The organism is Noviherbaspirillum galbum, assembly GCF_010974945.1.
In the GTDB taxonomy this organism is placed as follows: Bacteria; Pseudomonadota; Gammaproteobacteria; order Burkholderiales; family Burkholderiaceae_D; genus Noviherbaspirillum; species Noviherbaspirillum galbum.
This window is the reverse complement of sequence record NZ_JAAIVB010000038.1, coordinates 1-16,914: the sequence shown is the minus strand read 5'-3', so window position 1 is coordinate 16,914 and position 16,914 is coordinate 1. Positions and strand designations below refer to the sequence as shown.

16 protein-coding genes are annotated in these 16,914 nt (G+C 64.9%); 7 read left to right on the top strand and 9 right to left on the bottom strand.

What is annotated here, in order from left to right; all coding sequences use genetic code 11:
• Positions 1 to 47: 47 nt before the first annotated feature.
• The 4 genes from G3574_RS12060 to G3574_RS12045 all read left to right on the top strand — a co-directional run bounded on the left by G3574_RS12060 (position 48) and on the right by G3574_RS12045 (position 3,462).
• Positions 48 to 1,271, top strand: a complete 1,224-nt coding sequence (locus G3574_RS12060) for a patatin-like phospholipase family protein (RefSeq protein WP_163963421.1) — start codon at positions 48 to 50, stop codon at positions 1,269 to 1,271.
• A gap of 95 nt (positions 1,272 to 1,366) precedes the next feature.
• Positions 1,367 to 2,038 carry a TetR/AcrR family transcriptional regulator gene (locus tag G3574_RS12055; RefSeq protein ID WP_163963419.1) on the top strand — a complete coding sequence of 224 codons (672 nt, stop codon included), beginning with the start codon at positions 1,367 to 1,369 and terminating at the stop codon, positions 2,036 to 2,038.
• Between the two features lie 4 nt (positions 2,039 to 2,042).
• Entirely contained in the window at positions 2,043 to 2,816 is a 774-nt protein-coding gene (locus G3574_RS12050) for a tetratricopeptide repeat protein (protein WP_163963417.1), read from the top strand.
• Positions 2,817 to 2,871: 55 nt separating this feature from the next.
• Complete coding sequence (locus G3574_RS12045; RefSeq protein WP_163963415.1) at positions 2,872 to 3,462, top strand: LOG family protein; 591 nt, start codon at positions 2,872 to 2,874, stop codon at positions 3,460 to 3,462.
• Positions 3,463 to 3,499: 37 nt separating this feature from the next.
• Here G3574_RS12045 and G3574_RS12040 read toward each other — a convergent pair whose 3' ends face one another.
• On the bottom strand, positions 3,500 to 4,741 hold the full coding sequence (locus G3574_RS12040) for a cystathionine gamma-synthase family protein (RefSeq protein WP_163963413.1): 1,242 nt from the start codon (positions 4,739 to 4,741) through the stop codon (positions 3,500 to 3,502).
• 591 nt (positions 4,742 to 5,332) lie between these two features.
• Between G3574_RS12040 and G3574_RS12035 the strand changes: the two genes are divergently transcribed.
• The 3 genes from G3574_RS12035 (at position 5,333) to tal (ending at position 10,128) form a co-directional block, all read left to right on the top strand.
• Positions 5,333 to 5,734, top strand: a complete 402-nt coding sequence (locus G3574_RS12035; protein WP_163963411.1) for a response regulator — start codon at positions 5,333 to 5,335, stop codon at positions 5,732 to 5,734.
• Positions 5,712 to 9,092 (top strand): EAL domain-containing protein, encoded by a 3,381-nt coding sequence (locus G3574_RS12030; RefSeq protein WP_163963409.1) that lies wholly within the window; start codon positions 5,712 to 5,714, stop codon positions 9,090 to 9,092. Before G3574_RS12035 ends, G3574_RS12030 begins: the two co-directional genes overlap by 23 nt.
• Positions 9,093 to 9,192: 100 nt before the next feature.
• Entirely contained in the window at positions 9,193 to 10,128 is a 936-nt protein-coding gene (tal, locus tag G3574_RS12025) for a transaldolase (protein WP_163963407.1), read from the top strand.
• A gap of 95 nt (positions 10,129 to 10,223) precedes the next feature.
• Here the strand turns inward: tal and G3574_RS12020 are convergent, their stop codons facing one another.
• From G3574_RS12020 to G3574_RS11985, 8 genes are all read right to left on the bottom strand, one after another.
• Positions 10,224 to 10,814 (bottom strand): HupE/UreJ family protein, encoded by a 591-nt coding sequence (locus G3574_RS12020; RefSeq protein ID WP_163963405.1) that lies wholly within the window; start codon positions 10,812 to 10,814, stop codon positions 10,224 to 10,226.
• 184 nt (positions 10,815 to 10,998) lie between these two features.
• A complete protein-coding gene (locus tag G3574_RS12015; RefSeq protein WP_163963403.1) occupies positions 10,999 to 11,850 on the bottom strand; it encodes an ABC transporter permease in 852 nt (283 codons plus the stop codon).
• Between the two features lie 26 nt (positions 11,851 to 11,876).
• Positions 11,877 to 12,686 carry an ABC transporter ATP-binding protein gene (locus G3574_RS12010; protein WP_163963401.1) on the bottom strand — a complete coding sequence of 270 codons (810 nt, stop codon included), beginning with the start codon at positions 12,684 to 12,686 and terminating at the stop codon, positions 11,877 to 11,879.
• An 82-nt stretch (positions 12,687 to 12,768) separates the two neighbouring features.
• Complete coding sequence (locus G3574_RS12005) at positions 12,769 to 13,809, bottom strand: ABC transporter substrate-binding protein (RefSeq protein WP_163963398.1); 1,041 nt, start codon at positions 13,807 to 13,809, stop codon at positions 12,769 to 12,771.
• Between the two features lie 57 nt (positions 13,810 to 13,866).
• A complete protein-coding gene (locus G3574_RS12000; RefSeq protein WP_163963396.1) occupies positions 13,867 to 15,105 on the bottom strand; it encodes a CaiB/BaiF CoA transferase family protein in 1,239 nt (412 codons plus the stop codon).
• Positions 15,106 to 15,147: 42 nt separating this feature from the next.
• Positions 15,148 to 15,744, bottom strand: a complete 597-nt coding sequence (gene recR / locus G3574_RS11995; RefSeq protein WP_163963394.1) for a recombination mediator RecR — start codon at positions 15,742 to 15,744, stop codon at positions 15,148 to 15,150.
• A 9-nt stretch (positions 15,745 to 15,753) separates the two neighbouring features.
• Positions 15,754 to 16,080, bottom strand: coding sequence for a YbaB/EbfC family nucleoid-associated protein (locus G3574_RS11990; protein WP_163963392.1), 327 nt, complete (start codon positions 16,078 to 16,080; stop codon positions 15,754 to 15,756).
• A 48-nt stretch (positions 16,081 to 16,128) separates the two neighbouring features.
• On the bottom strand, positions 16,129 to 16,914 hold a 786-nt coding region (locus G3574_RS11985), incomplete at its 5' end, for a DNA polymerase III subunit gamma/tau C-terminal domain-containing protein (RefSeq protein WP_328804781.1).

Genomic DNA, 16,914 nt, shown 5'->3' with positions numbered 1-16,914 from the left:
ATTTTTTTATCGCATCGCACAAGCAGACACAGGAAACGCATTTGCCCATGGCCGCATCCCGCTCTTATACATCCGCCGCTGTGGCGCAACGAACGCCGCGCATCGGCATTGCGCTGGCAGGCGGGGGCCCCCTGGGGGCAATGTATGAGATCGGCGCCCTGGCGGCACTGCAGGAAGCCGTCGAAGGCCTCGACTTGAACCAGGCGGATGTCTACGTCGGCATCAGCGCCGGCGGCCTGATCGCGGCGGGCCTCGCGAACGGCATTACGCCACACGAGATGTGCAGGATGTTCATCGAGAGCGATGTCGATTCCGCGGGAGAGGAACACTTCGATCCCGCGATGCTGCTGCGGCCGGCCTGGGACGAGTTCGCGATCCGCGGCGCGGCGCTTCCCGTGCTGCTGGCGGAAGCCCTGGTGCATTATGTGCGCCGCCGCGGCAGGACGAGCGCCGCGCAGTCGCTGGAACGGCTGAAGGCGGTGCTGCCGAACGGCATTTTCTCCAGTGCGGGAATCGAGCATTTCGTGCGCAGGATCTTTTCCGCGCCGGGCCGCACCAATGACTTCCGCAAACTCCAGAAAGACCTGGTCATCGTGGCCACCGACCTCGATACCGGCGAATCGGTCCCCTTCGGCCGGAGCGGATACAGCCACGTGCCGATCTCCAGGGCGGCGCAGGCGAGCGCGGCCGTGCCGGGTCTGTTCCCGCCGGTGGAAATCGACGGCAACTATTACGTTGATGGTGCGCTGCGAAAGACGCTGCACGCATCTATCGCGCTGGAACGCGGCGTGGACCTCCTGATCTGCCTGAACCCGCTGGTGCCTTATCGCGCGCGTCCGGCGCACCCGTCGGGCAAGGTGGCCCAGGGCGGCCTGCCTTCCGTGCTGTCTCAGACGCTGCGCGCCATCATCCACTCCCGGGTGGAAATCGGAATGGCGAACTACAGCGTGACTTATCCGGGCACCGACATCCTGCTGGTAGAACCGAACCAGCGGGATGCCGACATGTTTTTCACCAACCTGTTCAGCTACAACAACAGGCGGCGCCTCTGCGAAAGCGCCTACCAGAACACCCGCATGATGCTTTGGGAGCAGCGCCGCCCGCTGCAGGAAACGCTTGCCGCGCATGGCCTGCGCCTGCGCCTGCCGGTGCTGCGCGACACCAGCCTGACGCTGGTGAAATCGCCCCGCAAGGAAGACCTTTTTGGCTTGTCCGCCCTGGAAGACAGCCTCGATGCGCTGGAGCGGCACCTGAAGATCGCCGCGGGATGACCGGCAAGCCACGGCGGCGCGAGAACCCGCTTGCAGCTTCAATCAACGATGTTATGCTAGCAACCAAACCAAAGCACAAACGGGAGGCAGCTAGCATGCAACACAAGGCTCCGCGGCGCACGCGCGAACGAATCCTGGAGTTATCCCTGCGGCTGTTCAATGAATTCGGTGAGCCCAACATCACCACCACCGTCATCGCCGAGGAGATGAACATCTCGCCCGGCAACCTGTACTACCACTTCCGCAACAAGGACGACATCGTCAATTCGCTGTTCACGCAGTTCGAGGCGGAGATCACACGGATGCTGGCGCTGCCCGAGGGACGCCGCCCCAACATGGAAGACGTCTGGCTCTACCTGCACCTGAGCTTCGAGCTCATCTGGCGCTACCGCTTCTTCTACCGCGACCTCAATGACCTGCTGTCGCGCAACCGCAAGCTGGAACTGCATTTCAAGCAGATCCTTGCGCACTGCGTGAAGATCGCGAAGCAGCATTGCCTCGGCCTGCGGGCCGACAACGCGCTGGAAGCGAACGACCGCGAGATCGACGCGCTCGCGACCAACATGGTGGTCGTTGCCACATACTGGCTCTCCTACGAGTATGTGCGCAACCCACGCAAGTATTCCGAACAGGAAGCCATGGCCGAAGCGCTTGCGCGCGGCTGCTACCAGGTGCTGTCCCTGATCGGTCCCTACCTCCGCGGCGAAACCCGGCTGCTGTTCGACAAGCTGGCGGAGGAATATCTCAAGAAACTGAAACAAGGGTGAGCGCATGGCCTGGACAAAATTTCCCTATGCTGAGGACCAATACGTTTATACCGCCGCCAGCCTGAAGAAGGCATGGGCGCGTTTGCATGCCGGCGACGCTGAACCATTCCCCAAGGATGCGGGATTGGTGGAAGCCTGGATCGCCTTTCACGCCGGCGAATTCGAGAAGGCCGCGAAGCTGGGCCTGGGGCACGGCATCGATGGCTACGCCGTCGCCAACAAGGCCACGAGCATCTATGCCAACTACCTGGAAAAATCGGAGAAGAAGAAGCTTGCCTTGTTCGAGGAGGTTGCCGCACGCTGCGAGGAACAGCAGAAGGAGCAGCCGAAGAATGCCGCTGCCTACTACTGGCACGCCTACGCGCTCGGCCGTTATGCGCAGGGAATCTCCATCGTGAAGGCGCTGTCCCAGGGGATAGGCAGCAAGGTCAAGGCCAGCCTCGACATGGCGGTCAAGCTCGCGCCCAAGCACGCGGACGCGCACATCGGCCTCGGAACCTATCACGCCGAGATTATCGACAAGGTGGGCGCGATGATCGGAGGACTGACCTATGGCGCGAAGAAGGAAGAAGGCCTGAAGATGTTCCAGGCGGCCCTCAAGCTGAACCCGCATTCCGCGATTGCGCGCGTCGAATACGCCAATGGCCTGGTGATGCTCGAAGGGAAAAAGAAGATGAACGAGGCGGTCAAGCTGTACGAAGAAGCGGCCGCCTGCGAAGCCCTGGATGCGATGGAACGGCTCGACGTCGAACTCGCCAGGGAAGAACTGGAAGACTGAACACTTACGACGCGGCGCCGCGCTCCGACCGGGCGGCGTTCGCCGGATGCACACGATGAAAGCGATTTGCGTATATTGCGGGGCCTCGCCCGGCCATTCCCCGCGCTATGCCGATGCCGCGCGCGGCCTGGCTGCGACGATGGTGAACAACGGCATTGAACTGGTCTATGGCGGCGGCAACGTCGGCCTGATGGGCGTGATTGCCGACGAGGTGATGCGGCTCGGGGGACGCGCCACGGGCGTGATCCCGAGGGCGCTCATGGACAAGGAGGTCGGCCATGCCGGCCTGACGCGGCTGCACGTCGTCAAGGACATGCACGAGCGCAAGGCAATGATGGCCGACCTGGCGGACGGCTTCATCGCCATGCCGGGCGGCATCGGCACCCTGGAAGAACTGTTCGAGATTTTTACCTGGGCCCAGCTCGGCTTCCACGCCAAGCCGATCGGCCTGCTGAATGCGGCCGGCTTCTACGATGCCCTGCTCGCCTTCCTCAAGCACGTGGTGGACGAAGGCTTCCTGAAGGAGAAGCAGGCAACCCTGTTGCTCAGCGACGCCTCGCCCGATGCGCTGGTCTCGCGCATGCATGCCTTCCGCGGCGGCGACGGCGGCCTGCTGCCGCCGGAAGAAGCGGCAAAGATCATCTGATGCCGCGGCCGGCGCCGGCCCTCGCGGGCCGGGCCCGTCATCCAGCCAGCGCTTCCTGGAAGTCCGCCACCAGGTCGGCGGCATCCTCGATCCCGACCGAGACGCGAATCAGCGATTCCGCGATGCCCATGCTGGCGCGCCGCTCCCTGCCCATCTCGTAGAAGATGGTATGCGCGACGGGAATGACCAGCGTGCGGGTATCGCCGAGATTGCTGGTCGGGATCGCGAGCTGCAAGCGGTTCAGATAATCGAAGCAATCGATGTCATCGCGGAGCTCGAAGCTGAGCAGGCTGCCGAAGCCGGCGAACAGTTCGCGCGCGATGGCATGCTGCGGATGGGATTCCAGTCCCGGGTAATACACGGCGGCGACGCGGTCGTCGGCATCGAGCATGCGCGCCAGGGCCATGGCATTGGCGCAGGCCCGCTCCATGCGCAGCGACAGCGTCTCGGCGCCGACGGCGATGTGGTGCGCCGCTTCCGGCCCGAGGGAGGCGCCGAAGTCGCGCAGGCTCTTGGCGCGGATCTGGGCCATGCCCCACTGCGGCGTGGCGAAGCGCTTGTAGGTGTCGAGGATGTTCGGATAGCGGTTCCAGTCGAACAGGCCGGTGTCGGTCAGGCTGCCGCCGAGCGCGATGCCGTGTCCGGCGATGGACTTCGTGAGCGCATTCACGACCAGGCCGGCGCCTACCGACTTGGGACGGAACAGGTAAGGCGAAGTCATGGTGTTGTCGACCACGTAAAGGATGCCGCGGTCACGGCAAAGTTCGCCGATGCGGCGCAGGTCGGCGATCTGCGTGCGCGGATTGGCGATGGTTTCGACGAACACCATGCGGGTATTGGGCGCCAGCGCGGCCTCGACCTGCGCCACGTCGGTGGCATCGACCATCGTGACGTCCACGCCCTGCATGTCGACGGTCTGCCAGAGGCTGTTCGTATTGCCGAACAAGAAGGCGGAAGACACGACGTGGTCGCCCTCGCGCAGGAGGGCCTGGGCCAGCGCGCCGATCGCCGCCATGCCGGTCGCGAAGCAGATCGTCGCCATGCCGTCTTCCATGCGGTTGACCTTGTCCTCGAGGGAGGCGACCGTGGGATTGCCCTGGCGGCCGTAACGGAATCCCGGCTGCTTGCCCTGGAAGACCTCGGCCAGTTGCCGGGCATCGCGGTAACCGAAGGTCACCGATGTGTGGATGGGCTTGTGCAAGGAACCATGCTCGATCGGCTTCTGCCGGTCGTTGTGCAGGATGGTGGTGGTGAATCCGAACTTCCTCGTGTCTGTCATGGCAGGACCTGTAGCATCAGTGGCATCAGTGGCATCAGTGGCATCAGTGGCATCAGTAGCATGCGCGCCGCGCCGGATCGATGGCCCGCCCGTGCGGGCAAGGTGCGCAGCATCGCGATCAAATGAAAAAACCCGTCCGGCGTTCGCCTAAACGGGTTCGTTGCATGTTCATCCCAGTTTAGCGGCATTTTTTCGGATGGACCGACAACCGCTCATAATGAGCGAAACTCGGTTTCCAGCGCCCGCAAGCGGTAGCAAATCGGCGCTTCCGACATCGTAGCGCAATTTGTCAGCTTCATAAAGCGCCCCCGGGCGACGGACGAGGAAACCTTTTCCATCGCGACTTGTCTTTGATGAAAGTCGTTCGAATATCCTGGCGCGCCACGTCCCGCCCAACCCATATTCGCATCTGTCGTGTCCCGGTTGCTCGCCCGTTGTCCCCGCCACTTCTGCGCTCAGTAGACGCCGCGAAAAAAGGTGCCCTACATTGAATATTCCGCAAAGCCCCGGTGATGTTATCAGGACACAATTATGGCCAGAAGGAAACATCCTTTCCAAGTCCTTCCGCCCGGCGCGAATGAAGGAGAATGAATGATGGTCCGCGTCCTGATTGTCGAAGACGACCCCGCCGACATGGAATTATTGATGTACACGTTGCAAGCCGCAGGTTACGACACGCTCTGTGCCCACGATGGCGACGAAGCCGTCGACGTTTTCCGCCGCGAACACCCCGACCTGGTGATCACCAAGACCGGACTGCCGCGCAGGCCCGCCCGGGACCTCCTTGCCTTGGTCCGCAGCGATGCGCCGCGCCGCGCGGTGCCGGTCATTGCCCTCGCGGGCGAACGCGGCGAGGGGAATGACGCCGGCTTCGATGCCACCCTGCCCCACCCCATCGTTCCCGATGCGCTGATCGACGCCGTCGAGCGGCTGTGCGCAGTTCGCCCGCCCCGTCAACTCAGGAGAGAGAATGGCAACCATCCTGATCGTTGACGATCATGTGCTGAATCGGCAATTTCTGATGGTGCTTCTCGGTCACAGCGGACACAGCCTCATCGAGGCTGCGGATGGCGCCGAAGGATTGCAGGCGGCCGGCACGCACAAGCCCGACCTGATCATCTCGGACATCCTCATGCCGCACATGGACGGCTACGAATTCGTGGCACGCCTGCGCGACATGCCGACCATCGCCGACACGCCGGTCATGTTCTACACCGCCGCCTACCACGAGCACGAAGCACGGGCCATGGCGGCCACCTGCGGCGTGCGCTGGATCTTGCCGAAGCCTTCCGGTCCGGAGACCATCCTGCGCATCGTGCACGAGGCGCTCGGGCTTCCCGATCCGACCGGCACCGGCAATCCCGCTGCGGCGATGCGGGGGGAGAACCGGCAGGTCATGGATGGCGAGAGCCGGCTGAGCGCCTATTTCGCCGAACTGGAAGCCAGCCGCGACCTCATCTCCCGGCTCGCCGGCTCGCCGGCGGCCCAGCATGGCGAAGAATTCCAGAAGGTCGTGCAGCAGCTCTCTGACGCGCTGTCGTCGCTGCAGGGCGTAAGCCTGCGCCTGACGGCGCTGATCGACCTCGGCATCGAACTCACCTCGGAACGCGATCCGCAGCACCTGCTGGAGACGTGCTGCCGCGTGGTGCAGGACATCTGCGCGGCGAGGTTTGCCGGCGTCGGGCTGCTTGGTCATGACGGGCACGGCGCGCCGACGCTGGAGCGTTTCCTCACGCGCGGCATGGATGAGGGCACGCTGGCCCGGCTGGGCAGGCCGGCGCCGGATGCTGGCGTGTTCGGCGAAGTCCTGCGCCAGCGCCGGCCCCTCAGGTTAGGCCAGCTTGGCCAACCCAACCCGCGCGGCGCAGATCCCGCAACGCTGGGCTTGCCGGCATCGCATCCGCCGGTGCGTTCCCTGATGGTGGTCCCGGTGGCGTCCCAGGAACAGACCTTCGGCTGGATCTACCTCGCCGACAAGCTGGGCGGCGGGGAGTTCTCCGAGGTCGACGAACGCGCCGCCTCCACCGTGGCGTCGCAGCTGGCGGTGGTCTACGACAACCTCCTGCTCTACGGCGAGATCCAGCAGCAGCACGTGCAGGTCAAGATGGAAGTGGCCGACCGCAAGAAGGCGCAGGAAACCTTGCGCCGCACCCTGCGCGCGCGCACCGTGATGGCCGAATGCAACCATGTGATGGTGCATGCGACGGATGAAGCGACGCTGCTGCAGGACATGTGCCGCGCCGTCGTCGAATCGGGCGGCTACCGCATGGCGTGGATCGGCTACACCAACCCGTCGACCGGCGTGGTCACGCGCGTGGCCCAGGCCGGGACGCCCCCGGCGGGCGCATCGGACCAGGCGGCTGCGGCCATGCTGCGCTCCCAGGCGGAAGCGACCGGCGGCAGGCAAGGCAGCGCCCGTCCCTGGGTGGTCATGGATGTCACCGCGGACACCGGCGCCGCGAACGGCGACGGCACCGCGGTGCGCGGCGCCGACGACTTCGCCGTCTCCCTGCCGCTCAAGAACGATGGCAAGACCTTCGGTGTGCTGACCATCTATGAATCGGAGCCGCAGCCTTTCGACAGCGAGCATCTCGCCATGCTCGAGGAGCTCGCCGACGACATCTCCTACGGCGTCATCAGCCTGCGCACGAAGGCGGCGCGCGAAGCCGCCGAGGCGGCCTTGCTGGCAACCGAGGAAAAGCTGTCCAGCATCCTCGACTCGATCGACAACGTGGTCTGGTCGGCGACCCAGGACCGCTTCCTCTATCTCAACTCCAAGGTGGAAACCGTGTTCGGACGGCCGCTGGACGCGTTCTACCGCGACCGGGAACTCTGGTTCGACGCCATCCATCCCCAGGACCGCGCCGCTGCCCGCCAGGCGCACGCCTCGCTCGTCCGGGCGCCGTCCATCCGTCACGAATACCGCGTGGTGCGGCCCGATGGCGAAGTACGCTGGGTGGAGGAAAGAGCGCGCGCGATCCGTGACGAGGACCAGAAGCTGCTGCGCTTCGACGGCGTGGCGATCGACATCAGCGAGCGCAAGGCCTATGAAGCGCGCATCGAGTATCTCGCCGACCACGACGCCCTGACCGGGCTCGCCAACCGCAACCTGCTGTCCGACCGGGTGTCGCAAGCCATGGCGCACGCGCGCCGCAACGGCGGCAAGCTGGCCCTGATGTTCCTCGACCTCGACCGCTTCAAGGGCGTCAACGACAGCTTCGGCCACCAGATGGGCGACCTGCTGCTGCTCGAAGTGGCGGCTCGACTGAAGCGGGTGATACGCGACGGCGATACGGTCGCGCGCCAGGGCGGCGACGAATTCACCATCCTGCTGACGGACGTGCACGGGCCGGAGGATGCCACCGCGGTGGCCGACAAGATCTTCCATTCCTTCGCGTCGCCGATCCAGGTGCAGGGACGCGACCTGTTCGTCACGACGAGCATCGGCATCACGCTGTTCCCGGAAGATGGCGAAGACATCCAGGTCCTGCTGCGCAACGCCGACATTGCCATGTACCGGGCAAAGGAAGAGCGCGGCAATGCGCTGCAATTCTATTCGCGGGAAATGAGCGTGCGCGCGGTGGAGCGGGCCGAGCTGGAAGGCGCGCTGCGGCGCGCGATCGAGCGCAAGGAATTCGAGCTGTTCTATCAGCCCAAGGTGCAGCTCCAGTCCGGGCGCATCATCGGCGCGGAAGCGCTGATCCGCTGGCGGCATCCTGAAATCGGCCTCGTGTCACCGACCCGTTTCATTCCGATGGCGGAAGAACTCGGGCTCATCGTTCCCATCGGCGACTGGGTGCTGCGGACCGCCTGCGCCCAGAACAAGGCTTGGCAGGATGCCGGGCTCGACCCGATCTGCGTGTCGGTCAACCTGTCGGCGCGCCAGTTCCGCGATGAACACCTGGTCGATTCGGTGGCCGACGCCCTCGATTCGATGGGGCTCGATGCCCGCCACCTCGAACTGGAACTGACGGAGAGCATGGTCATGAATGGCGCCGAGCTTTTCATCAGCAAGCTGCGCGCGCTCGAAAGCATGGGCGTGCAGCTGTCCATCGACGACTTCGGCACGGGTTATTCGAGCTTGTCCTACCTGAAGCGCTTTCCGCTCCACCACCTCAAGATCGACCAGTCCTTCGTGCGCGACATCGCCAACGACCTGGATGACGCGACCATCACGAGTTCGGTGATCTCGCTCGGCCACAGCCTGAACCTGAAGGTCATTGCGGAAGGCGTGGAAACGGCGGAACAGGTCGAATTCCTGCGGCGGCACAAGTGCGATGAAATGCAGGGCAACTTCTTCAGCAAGCCGCTGCCGGCCGATGACTTCTTCCACCTCCTGCAGACGCATTGATGCGGCAAGCGATGACCGGCATTTTCCGTGCACCCGGCGCATTTGGTTATCATATGCCGTCCCTTAATTCATTCTTGCCACCCTTGCCGCTCCTTTCCCCATGAACCAGCTCGAACAACTCAAGCAATTCACCACCATCGTCGCCGACACCGGAGATTTCCAGGCGATGAAGGCCTTCGCGCCGCGCGACGCCACCACCAACCCTTCGCTCATTCTCAAGGCAGTGCAGAAGGAAGAGTACCGCCACCTGCTCGAGCAGGCGGTGCGGGACCACGGCGGCAAGTCGATGGGCGAGATCACCGACCGGCTGCTGGTGGCATTCGGACTGGAAATCCTGAAGCTGATTCCCGGCCGGGTGTCCACCGAGACCGATGCCCGGCTCTCCTTCGATACCGCCGGCACCATCGACAAGGGCCGCGCGCTGATCGGCTTGTACGAAGCCGCCGGCATCGCGCGCGAACGGGTGCTGATCAAGATCGCCTCCACCTGGGAAGGCATCCGCGCCGCCGAGGTGCTGGAGAAGGACGGCATCCGCTGCAACATGACGCTGCTGTTCGCCCTGCCCCAGGCCATCGCCTGCGCCGAAGCCGGCGTGCAGCTGATCTCCCCGTTCGTCGGCCGCATCTATGACTGGTACAAGAAATCCACCGGCCAGGACTATGCCGGCGCCGACGACCCCGGCGTGCAGTCGGTGCAGCGCATCTACAGCTATTACCGCAAGTTCGGCTACAAGACCGAAGTCATGGGCGCGAGCTTCCGCAACACCTCGCAGATCACCGAGCTCGCCGGCTGCGACCTGCTGACCATCAGCCCGGAACTGCTGCAGAAGCTCTCGGAATCCGAAGCCCCGGTGACGCGCAAGCTCAGCCCCGAGGCGGCGCAGCAGGCCGCCATGGAGAAATTGACGCTCGACGAAAAGAGCTTCCGCTTCATGCTCAACGACGATGCCATGGGCACGGAAAAACTCGCCGAAGGCATCCGCCTGTTCTGCGCGGATGCGGTCAAGCTTGAAAAGATGATCGACGGCCTGCGCTGACCTGGCGCGGGTTCGGCGGCGGTCGATGAGTGATCGCCGCCTCTACCCCGGCATTCCCGCGAAGGCGGGAATGCCATTCCGCCCCACACCCTCCCTCACATCGCGGAAGACAGCAGCACGACGCCCGACATCGCGATCATCGACCCGGTCACCCGCACCAGCCTGCCAGCGGCACGCCATTCGGCAAGCTTGCCCAGCAACAGCCCGCCCGCCACCAGCAGCATGGTCGCCGCTATGAAACCCGCACCGAACCACGCGCCCATCGCATCGGCGGGCACCTCCACGCCATGGGTGTAGCCGTGAAGCACCGCGAAGACGGCCACGATGGCGGCGCTGAGGCCGGAGGCGAAGCGAAAGCCATTGGCGATCATCAGGCCGAGAAGCGCCACGGATGCGGCCACGCCAGGTTCGAGGCCAGGCAGGTGCATGCCCAACGAAGGCAACATCGCGCTGCCCGCCATGCACCCCAGGAAGAGCAGGGGCAGCGTCCAGGCGGCGGACCGGCTTTGCTGGGCCGACCACATGCCGATGGCGACGAAGGCAAGCAGGTGGTCCCAGCCGGTCAGGGGATGCAGCAAACCGCTCGCCAGGTCATGGACATGCGGCACGCCGGGATGCGCCATGGCAGGCAGCGCGGACAGGCCGGCTGCGAGACCGGCCAGAAGAAGGAGGGAATGACGAAACATGCGGGCTCCGGGGTCGAGGTTGCTGATGCATCGGGTTGATGCAATCCGCACCGCGCGAGGGCGCCGCATGAACGGCCAATGGTCCGATTTGCCCCCGGCGAGTGCAGGAAATGCATGCCAGGCGATAGGAGCAAGAGCCGGGCCTGCCGGGACGGCAGGCTGCCGCGGAACCCGGAGCTGGAACTCAGAGCTTTTCGGTCTCCCCGGACTTCGGCTGCCATTTCATCAGCCGGCGTTCGATGCTGCCGACGAGCGTGTCGAGCACGAGGGCAAACGCGGTCAGCACCAGGATGCCGGCGAACACCGTGTTAATGTCGAAGCTGCCTTCGGCCTGGAGGATGAGATAGCCGACGCCACGCGCCGAACCGAGATACTCGCCGACGATCGCGCCGACAAAGGCCAGGCCCACCGAAGTATGCAGGCTGGAAAACACCCAGGAGGTGGCGGAAGGCAAATAGACCTGTCGCAGCAGCTGGCGGCTGTTCGCGCCTAGCATGCGGGCATTGGCCAGCACCACCGGACTGACTTCCTTGACGCCCTGGTAGACGTTGAAGAAGACGATGAAGAACACCAGGGTCACCGCCAGCGCCACCTTGGACCAGATGCCCAGGCCGAACCACATGGCGAAGATGGGCGCGAGGATCACGCGCGGCATGGAATTGGCCGCCTTGATGTAGGGGTCGAAGATCGCCGACGCCATCGGCGACAGTGCCAGCCACAGGCCAACCGCCAGGCCGAGCAGCGTGCCGATGGCGAAGGCCATCAGCGTCTCGGTCAGCGTGACCAGCAGGTGAGGATAGATTTCTGCGGGAAAATGCAGGGTGAACCAGGTGCTGTCGCCCGTTCCCACTTCCAGCGATCCCGCGCCGACGGTGAACCATTGCCAGACGCGTACCATGACCTTCACCGGCTCGCCGAAGAAGAAAGCCACCTGGGGATCGCGCGTGGCGAGGTGCCAGACCGCGAACACCACGACCAGGACCAGCGCCTGCCAGAAGCGCAGCGTTCGGTAGCTCGGTTTGATTGCCTTCCACATGCTCATTGCCACCCTTTCTTGCCTTCTCATGCCTGGTGTTTCTGCTGCTGGTAGCCCTTCAGCACTTCCTCGCGCAGCACGCCCCAGATCTGGGCGTGCAGCTCGACGAAGCGCGGATGGGCGCGGATCTCGGCGACGTCGCGCGGCCGCGGCAGGTCGATGACGAATTCGCCGATCGGATGGGTGCCCGGTCCGGCCGACAGCACCACCACGCGGTCCGACATGGCGATGGCTTCGTCGAGGTCATGGGTGATGAACAGCACCGCCTTTTTCTTCGCGCTCCACAGGTCGAGCACCTCGTTCTCCATGAGCTGGCGGGTCTGGATGTCCAGCGCCGAGAACGGTTCATCCATCAGGATGATGTCCGGGTCGAGCACCAGGGTCTGCGCCAGCGCGACCCGCTTGCGCATGCCGCCCGATAGCTGGTGCGGATAGCGGTCGCCGAAGCCCTGCAGGCCGACGCGCGTCAGCCATTCCTCGCCCAGGCGCCTCGCCTGCGCCTCGTCCATGCCGCGGAACTGCAATCCGGCAACGACGTTCTGCAAGGCGCTGCGCCAGGGCATGAGCGCTTCCGCCTGGAACATGTAGCCCGCCCGCTGGTTGATGCCGGAGAGCGGCGTGCCAAAGACATTGACGTTGCCGAAGGATGGCTGCAGCAGGCCGGCGCCGACGTTGAGCAGGGTCGACTTGCCGCAGCCGGTGGGGCCTACCACTGACACGAACTCGCCCGGCGCGATGTCCAGCGTGGTGTTGGCGACGGCGGTGTAGCGCTGCGCGCGGTCGTCCCGCGACACGAAGGTGCAGGTGATGTTGTCGAGCGAAAGGGCTGGAACCATGGAATTTCCGTGAGGCGGGTTTGGTCTGGCGGACGTGAAAAGAGGCACCTTGCCGTGCCTCTTTTCACGCCGCTGCATGCCTTTACTTGTACTTGGCGTTGGCCTTCTTGACCAGATCGTTGGTGAACGTCCTGCTCAGGTCGATCTGCTTGCCCGCGAGATCCGGCTCGAACGCTTGCAGCGCCTTGAGCGCGGTGGCCGGCCCCTCGGCGGGGAAGACGCCGTCGGGCGAGATGGCCTCGCGCACCTTCATGAAGGCTTCGAGATAGAGAGCGCGGTCGCCGAGAAGGTAGCTTTCCGGAACCACCTTGACGATGTCGGAAGGCCCGGCCTTCTGCAGCCACTTCAGCGCGCGCACCATGGCGTTGGCGAGGGCCTGCGCGGTATTCGGGTTCTTCTTGAGGAAGGCTTCGGAAGCGTAGAGCGTGGCCGCCGGCATCGGGCCGCCGAAGATGTCGTTGGTGTCTTTCAGCGTGCGCGTGTCGGCCACCACGCGGATCTCGTTCTTTTGCTGCAGCATGGTGACCACCGGGTCGAGGTTCGCCATCGCGTCGATCTGGCCGGAGCGCATGGCGGACAAGGCGCCGGCCGAGGTGCCGACGCCGATGAAGGACACGTCGGTCGGCTTGAGGCCGCCCTTCGCCAGCACGAAGTTGGCCATCATGTTGGTGGAAGAGCCGGGTGCGGTGACGCCGATCTTCTTGCCCTTGAGGTCGCCGATGCCCTTGTAGTTCGGCATGGTCTTGTTGGAGACGCCGAGCACGATCTGCGGCGCCCTCCCCTGCAGCACGAAGGCGGTAATGATCTGCCCCTTGGCCTGCATGTTGATGGTGTGCTCGTAGGCGCCGGATACCACGTCCGCGCTGCCGCCCACCAGCGCCTGCAGCGCCTTGGCGCCGCCGGCGAAGTCGCTGATCTCGACCTGCAGCCCTTCGTCCTTGAAGTAGCCGAGCTGCTCGGCGATGGTCAGCGGCAGGTAGTAGAACAGGTTCTTGCCGCCGACCGCGATCGACACCTTGGGCTTCTCGAGGGTCTGGGCGAAGAGCTTGCCGTTGAAGGTGAGGTAGCCGAGCAGGAAGAGCCCGAGCGCGATCGCGAATTGCTTCCAGAATGTCTTGTTCATGTTGTCTCCTGTGATGATGGCCCAGGCCGAGCCGCGGCGCGCCGGAAGCGCAATCGGTCAGACGACCCGCTGTTGCCTGAGCTGCATTATTTCAGCATCATCATACCCGAGCTCTTTCAACACTTCATCCGTGTGTTCGCCCAGCGCCGGACCGAGCCAGCGGGTTTCTCCCGGCGTCTCGGACAGCTTGGGCGTGATCGCGGGCATCTTGATTGGAGTGCCGTCGGCGAAGGCATGCTGCTCGAACATGCGGCGTGCGAGGAATTGCGGATCGCTCAGCATGTCCCTGACGGAATAGATCTTGGACACCGGCACGTCGGCCGCCTTGAGCGCGGCCAGCGCCTGGTCGATGGTCTGGGTATGGCACCAGGCCTGGATCGCGCCATCGATCTCGGCGGTGCGCGGCACGCGGCCGTCATTGCGGGCGAGCTGCGGATCGCTGGCCATGTCATCGCGGCCGATGGCGAGCATGAGGCGCCGGAAGATCGCGTCGCCGTTGCCGGCGATCACGATGTTTTCCCCGTCGCCGGTGGTGTAGGTGTTGGAGGGAACGATGCCCGGCAAGGCGCCGCCGGTGCGCTCGCGGATCACGCCGGCATGGTCGTATTCCGGCACCAGCGACTCCATCATGTTGAACACCGCTTCATACAGGGCGACGTCCACCATCTGGCCCTGCCCCTTGCCGCGTCCGCCGGTGACGTCGCGGTGGCGCAGCGCCATCATCGCGCCGATGACGCCATGCAGCGCCGCAAGCGAATCGCCGATGGAAATGCCGATGCGCACCGGCGGGCGGTCCGGGTGCCCGGAGATGTAGCGCATGCCGCCCATCGATTCACCGACCGCGCCGAAGCCGGGCAAGTCCTTCATCGGCCCGCTCTGGCCGTAGCCGGACAGCCTGACCATGATCGTGGCCGGGTTGAGCGCCTTCAGCGCCTCGTAGCCGAGGCCCCATTTCTCGAGCACGCCGGGACGGTAGTTCTCGATGATGACGTCTGCTTCCAGCGCGAGCTTGCGGGCGATTTCCTGGCCGCGCGGCTCCTTCATGTTGAGCGTGACGCTCTTCTTGTTGCGCGCCTGCACGTACCACCAGAGGGAGGTGCCGTCCTTCAGGATGCGCCACTGCCGGATCGGGTCGCCACCGTCCGGGGATTCGATCTTGATGACCTCGGCGCCGAACTCCGCCAGCATTCGCGAGCAGAACGGGCCGGCGATCAGCGTTCCGAGTTCGAGGACCTTGATGCCGGCGAGCGGTCCGCGCGTTTTGGATGTGGATGGCGACTGGAAGTCTTGGGTCATGTGCGCGGAAAGGTGAGCTTGGACGGAAGGCAGGAACCGGGATCAGGTGGATCGCCTGTCGAGCATGGCGCGGGCGATGGTGCCGGCGTCCACGTATTCCAGTTCGCCGCCTACCGGCACCCCGCGCGCAAGCCGGCTCACCTTGAGGCCGCGCGACTTCAGGCTTTCGCTGATGTAGTGCGCGGTCGCCTCGCCCTCGTTGGTGAAGTTGGTCGCCAGCACCACCTCGTGCACGATGCCGTCGGTCGCGCGCGGCACCAGCTTTTCCAGGTGGATATCCTTCGGGCCGATGCCGTCCAGCGGCGAGAGATGCCCTAGCAGCACGAAGTACAGGCCTCGGTACGTCAGGGTCTGTTCGATCATGAGCTGGTCGGCGGGCGTCTCGACCACGCACAGCAGGGCGGCGTCCCGTTCCGGATCGGCGCAGGTATCGCAGATCTCGTTTTCGGTGAAGGTGTTGCACATGGCGCAGTGATGGATGTTCTCCACCGCCTGCAGCAGCGCGCGGCCGAGCATGGACGCGCCTTCGCGGTCATGCTGCAGCAGATGATAGACCATGCGCTGCGCCGATTTCGGTCCCACGCCGGGAAGGCGGCGCAGGGCTTCGGTGAGAAAGGAAAGGCTGGACGGCGTCTTCACGGTGCGGCGTCAGAACGGCATCTTGAAGCCGGGGGGCAGCGGCAGGCCGGCAGTCATGCCGGACATCTTCTCTTCCGAGGTCTCGGCGGCGCGCTTGGAGGCGTCGTTGAAGGCGGCCACGATCAGGTCTTCGAGCATGTCCTTGTCGTCGCCGAGCAGGGACGGATCGATGGTGATGCGCTTGACCACGTTCTTGCAGGTCATCACGACCTTGACCATGCCTGCGCCCGACTGGCCCTCGACTTCGATCTGGGCCAGCTGGTCCTGCATCTTCTTCATGTTTTCCTGCATTTGCTGGGCTTGCTTCATCAAGCCGGCAAGTTGGCCTTTCATCATGATGGACTCCTGTGTGGTGGTTAGGGTAATCGCTGAACCGGCGCGGCCTCAGGCCGGCTTGATCGAACCCGGCACGATGGTGGCGCCGAATTCGCGGATCAGGGTCTGGACGAAGGGATCGCGCTGCATGTCTTCCTCGGCGCGGCGCTGGCGCGCCTCGCGCTCGGCCACGGCGGCGGCATTGGCTGTCAGTTCCACTGCGCCGATCTCGGTATGCACGCGCACCGGCTTGCCGAAATGCTCGGTGAGCGCGGACGAGAGCTTGTCGACGGAACCCGCGGAACGCAGCGTTTCAAGCGGGATACGCAGGTGGAATTGCGCGCCCTCGCGCTCGGCCTGGATGTTGAGGAGTTCGCTTTGCTGGGCGAGCTGCTGCACCACGCCGCGCAACGGCAGGGCCGCCGCCAGCGCCGGCCAGTCGCCATCCCAGCCGAGTTCGGCGACGGGGCCCGCCGGGCGCGGCTTCGCGCGCGGCGCGGCGGCCTGGACCTCCAGGACTTCATGGACCTTGACCGGCGAGGCGGGCGCATGCGCCGGCTCTGCCGTCATGGCTGACTGTTCAGTTTTTTTTTGAGCCGCGGGCCGGATCTGGACGGCCGGCACGGCGGACTCATCGTCTTCCCATGGCGGCGGCGCGAGCGGCGGCTCGGGCATGTCAGGCACGGCGGAGGACGAATGGGCCGAGGCCGGCTGGGGCGCCTCCGCGGACGCCGCGCTTGCAGGCGTCGCGGCGGGTGCGCTCCGGGTTGGCATGGCGGGCATGGGCTTGCCGGAACGGGCGGCTTCCAGCGCCGCGCGCGCCGGGCTCATCGCCGTCGATGCGCGCGCCGGGGC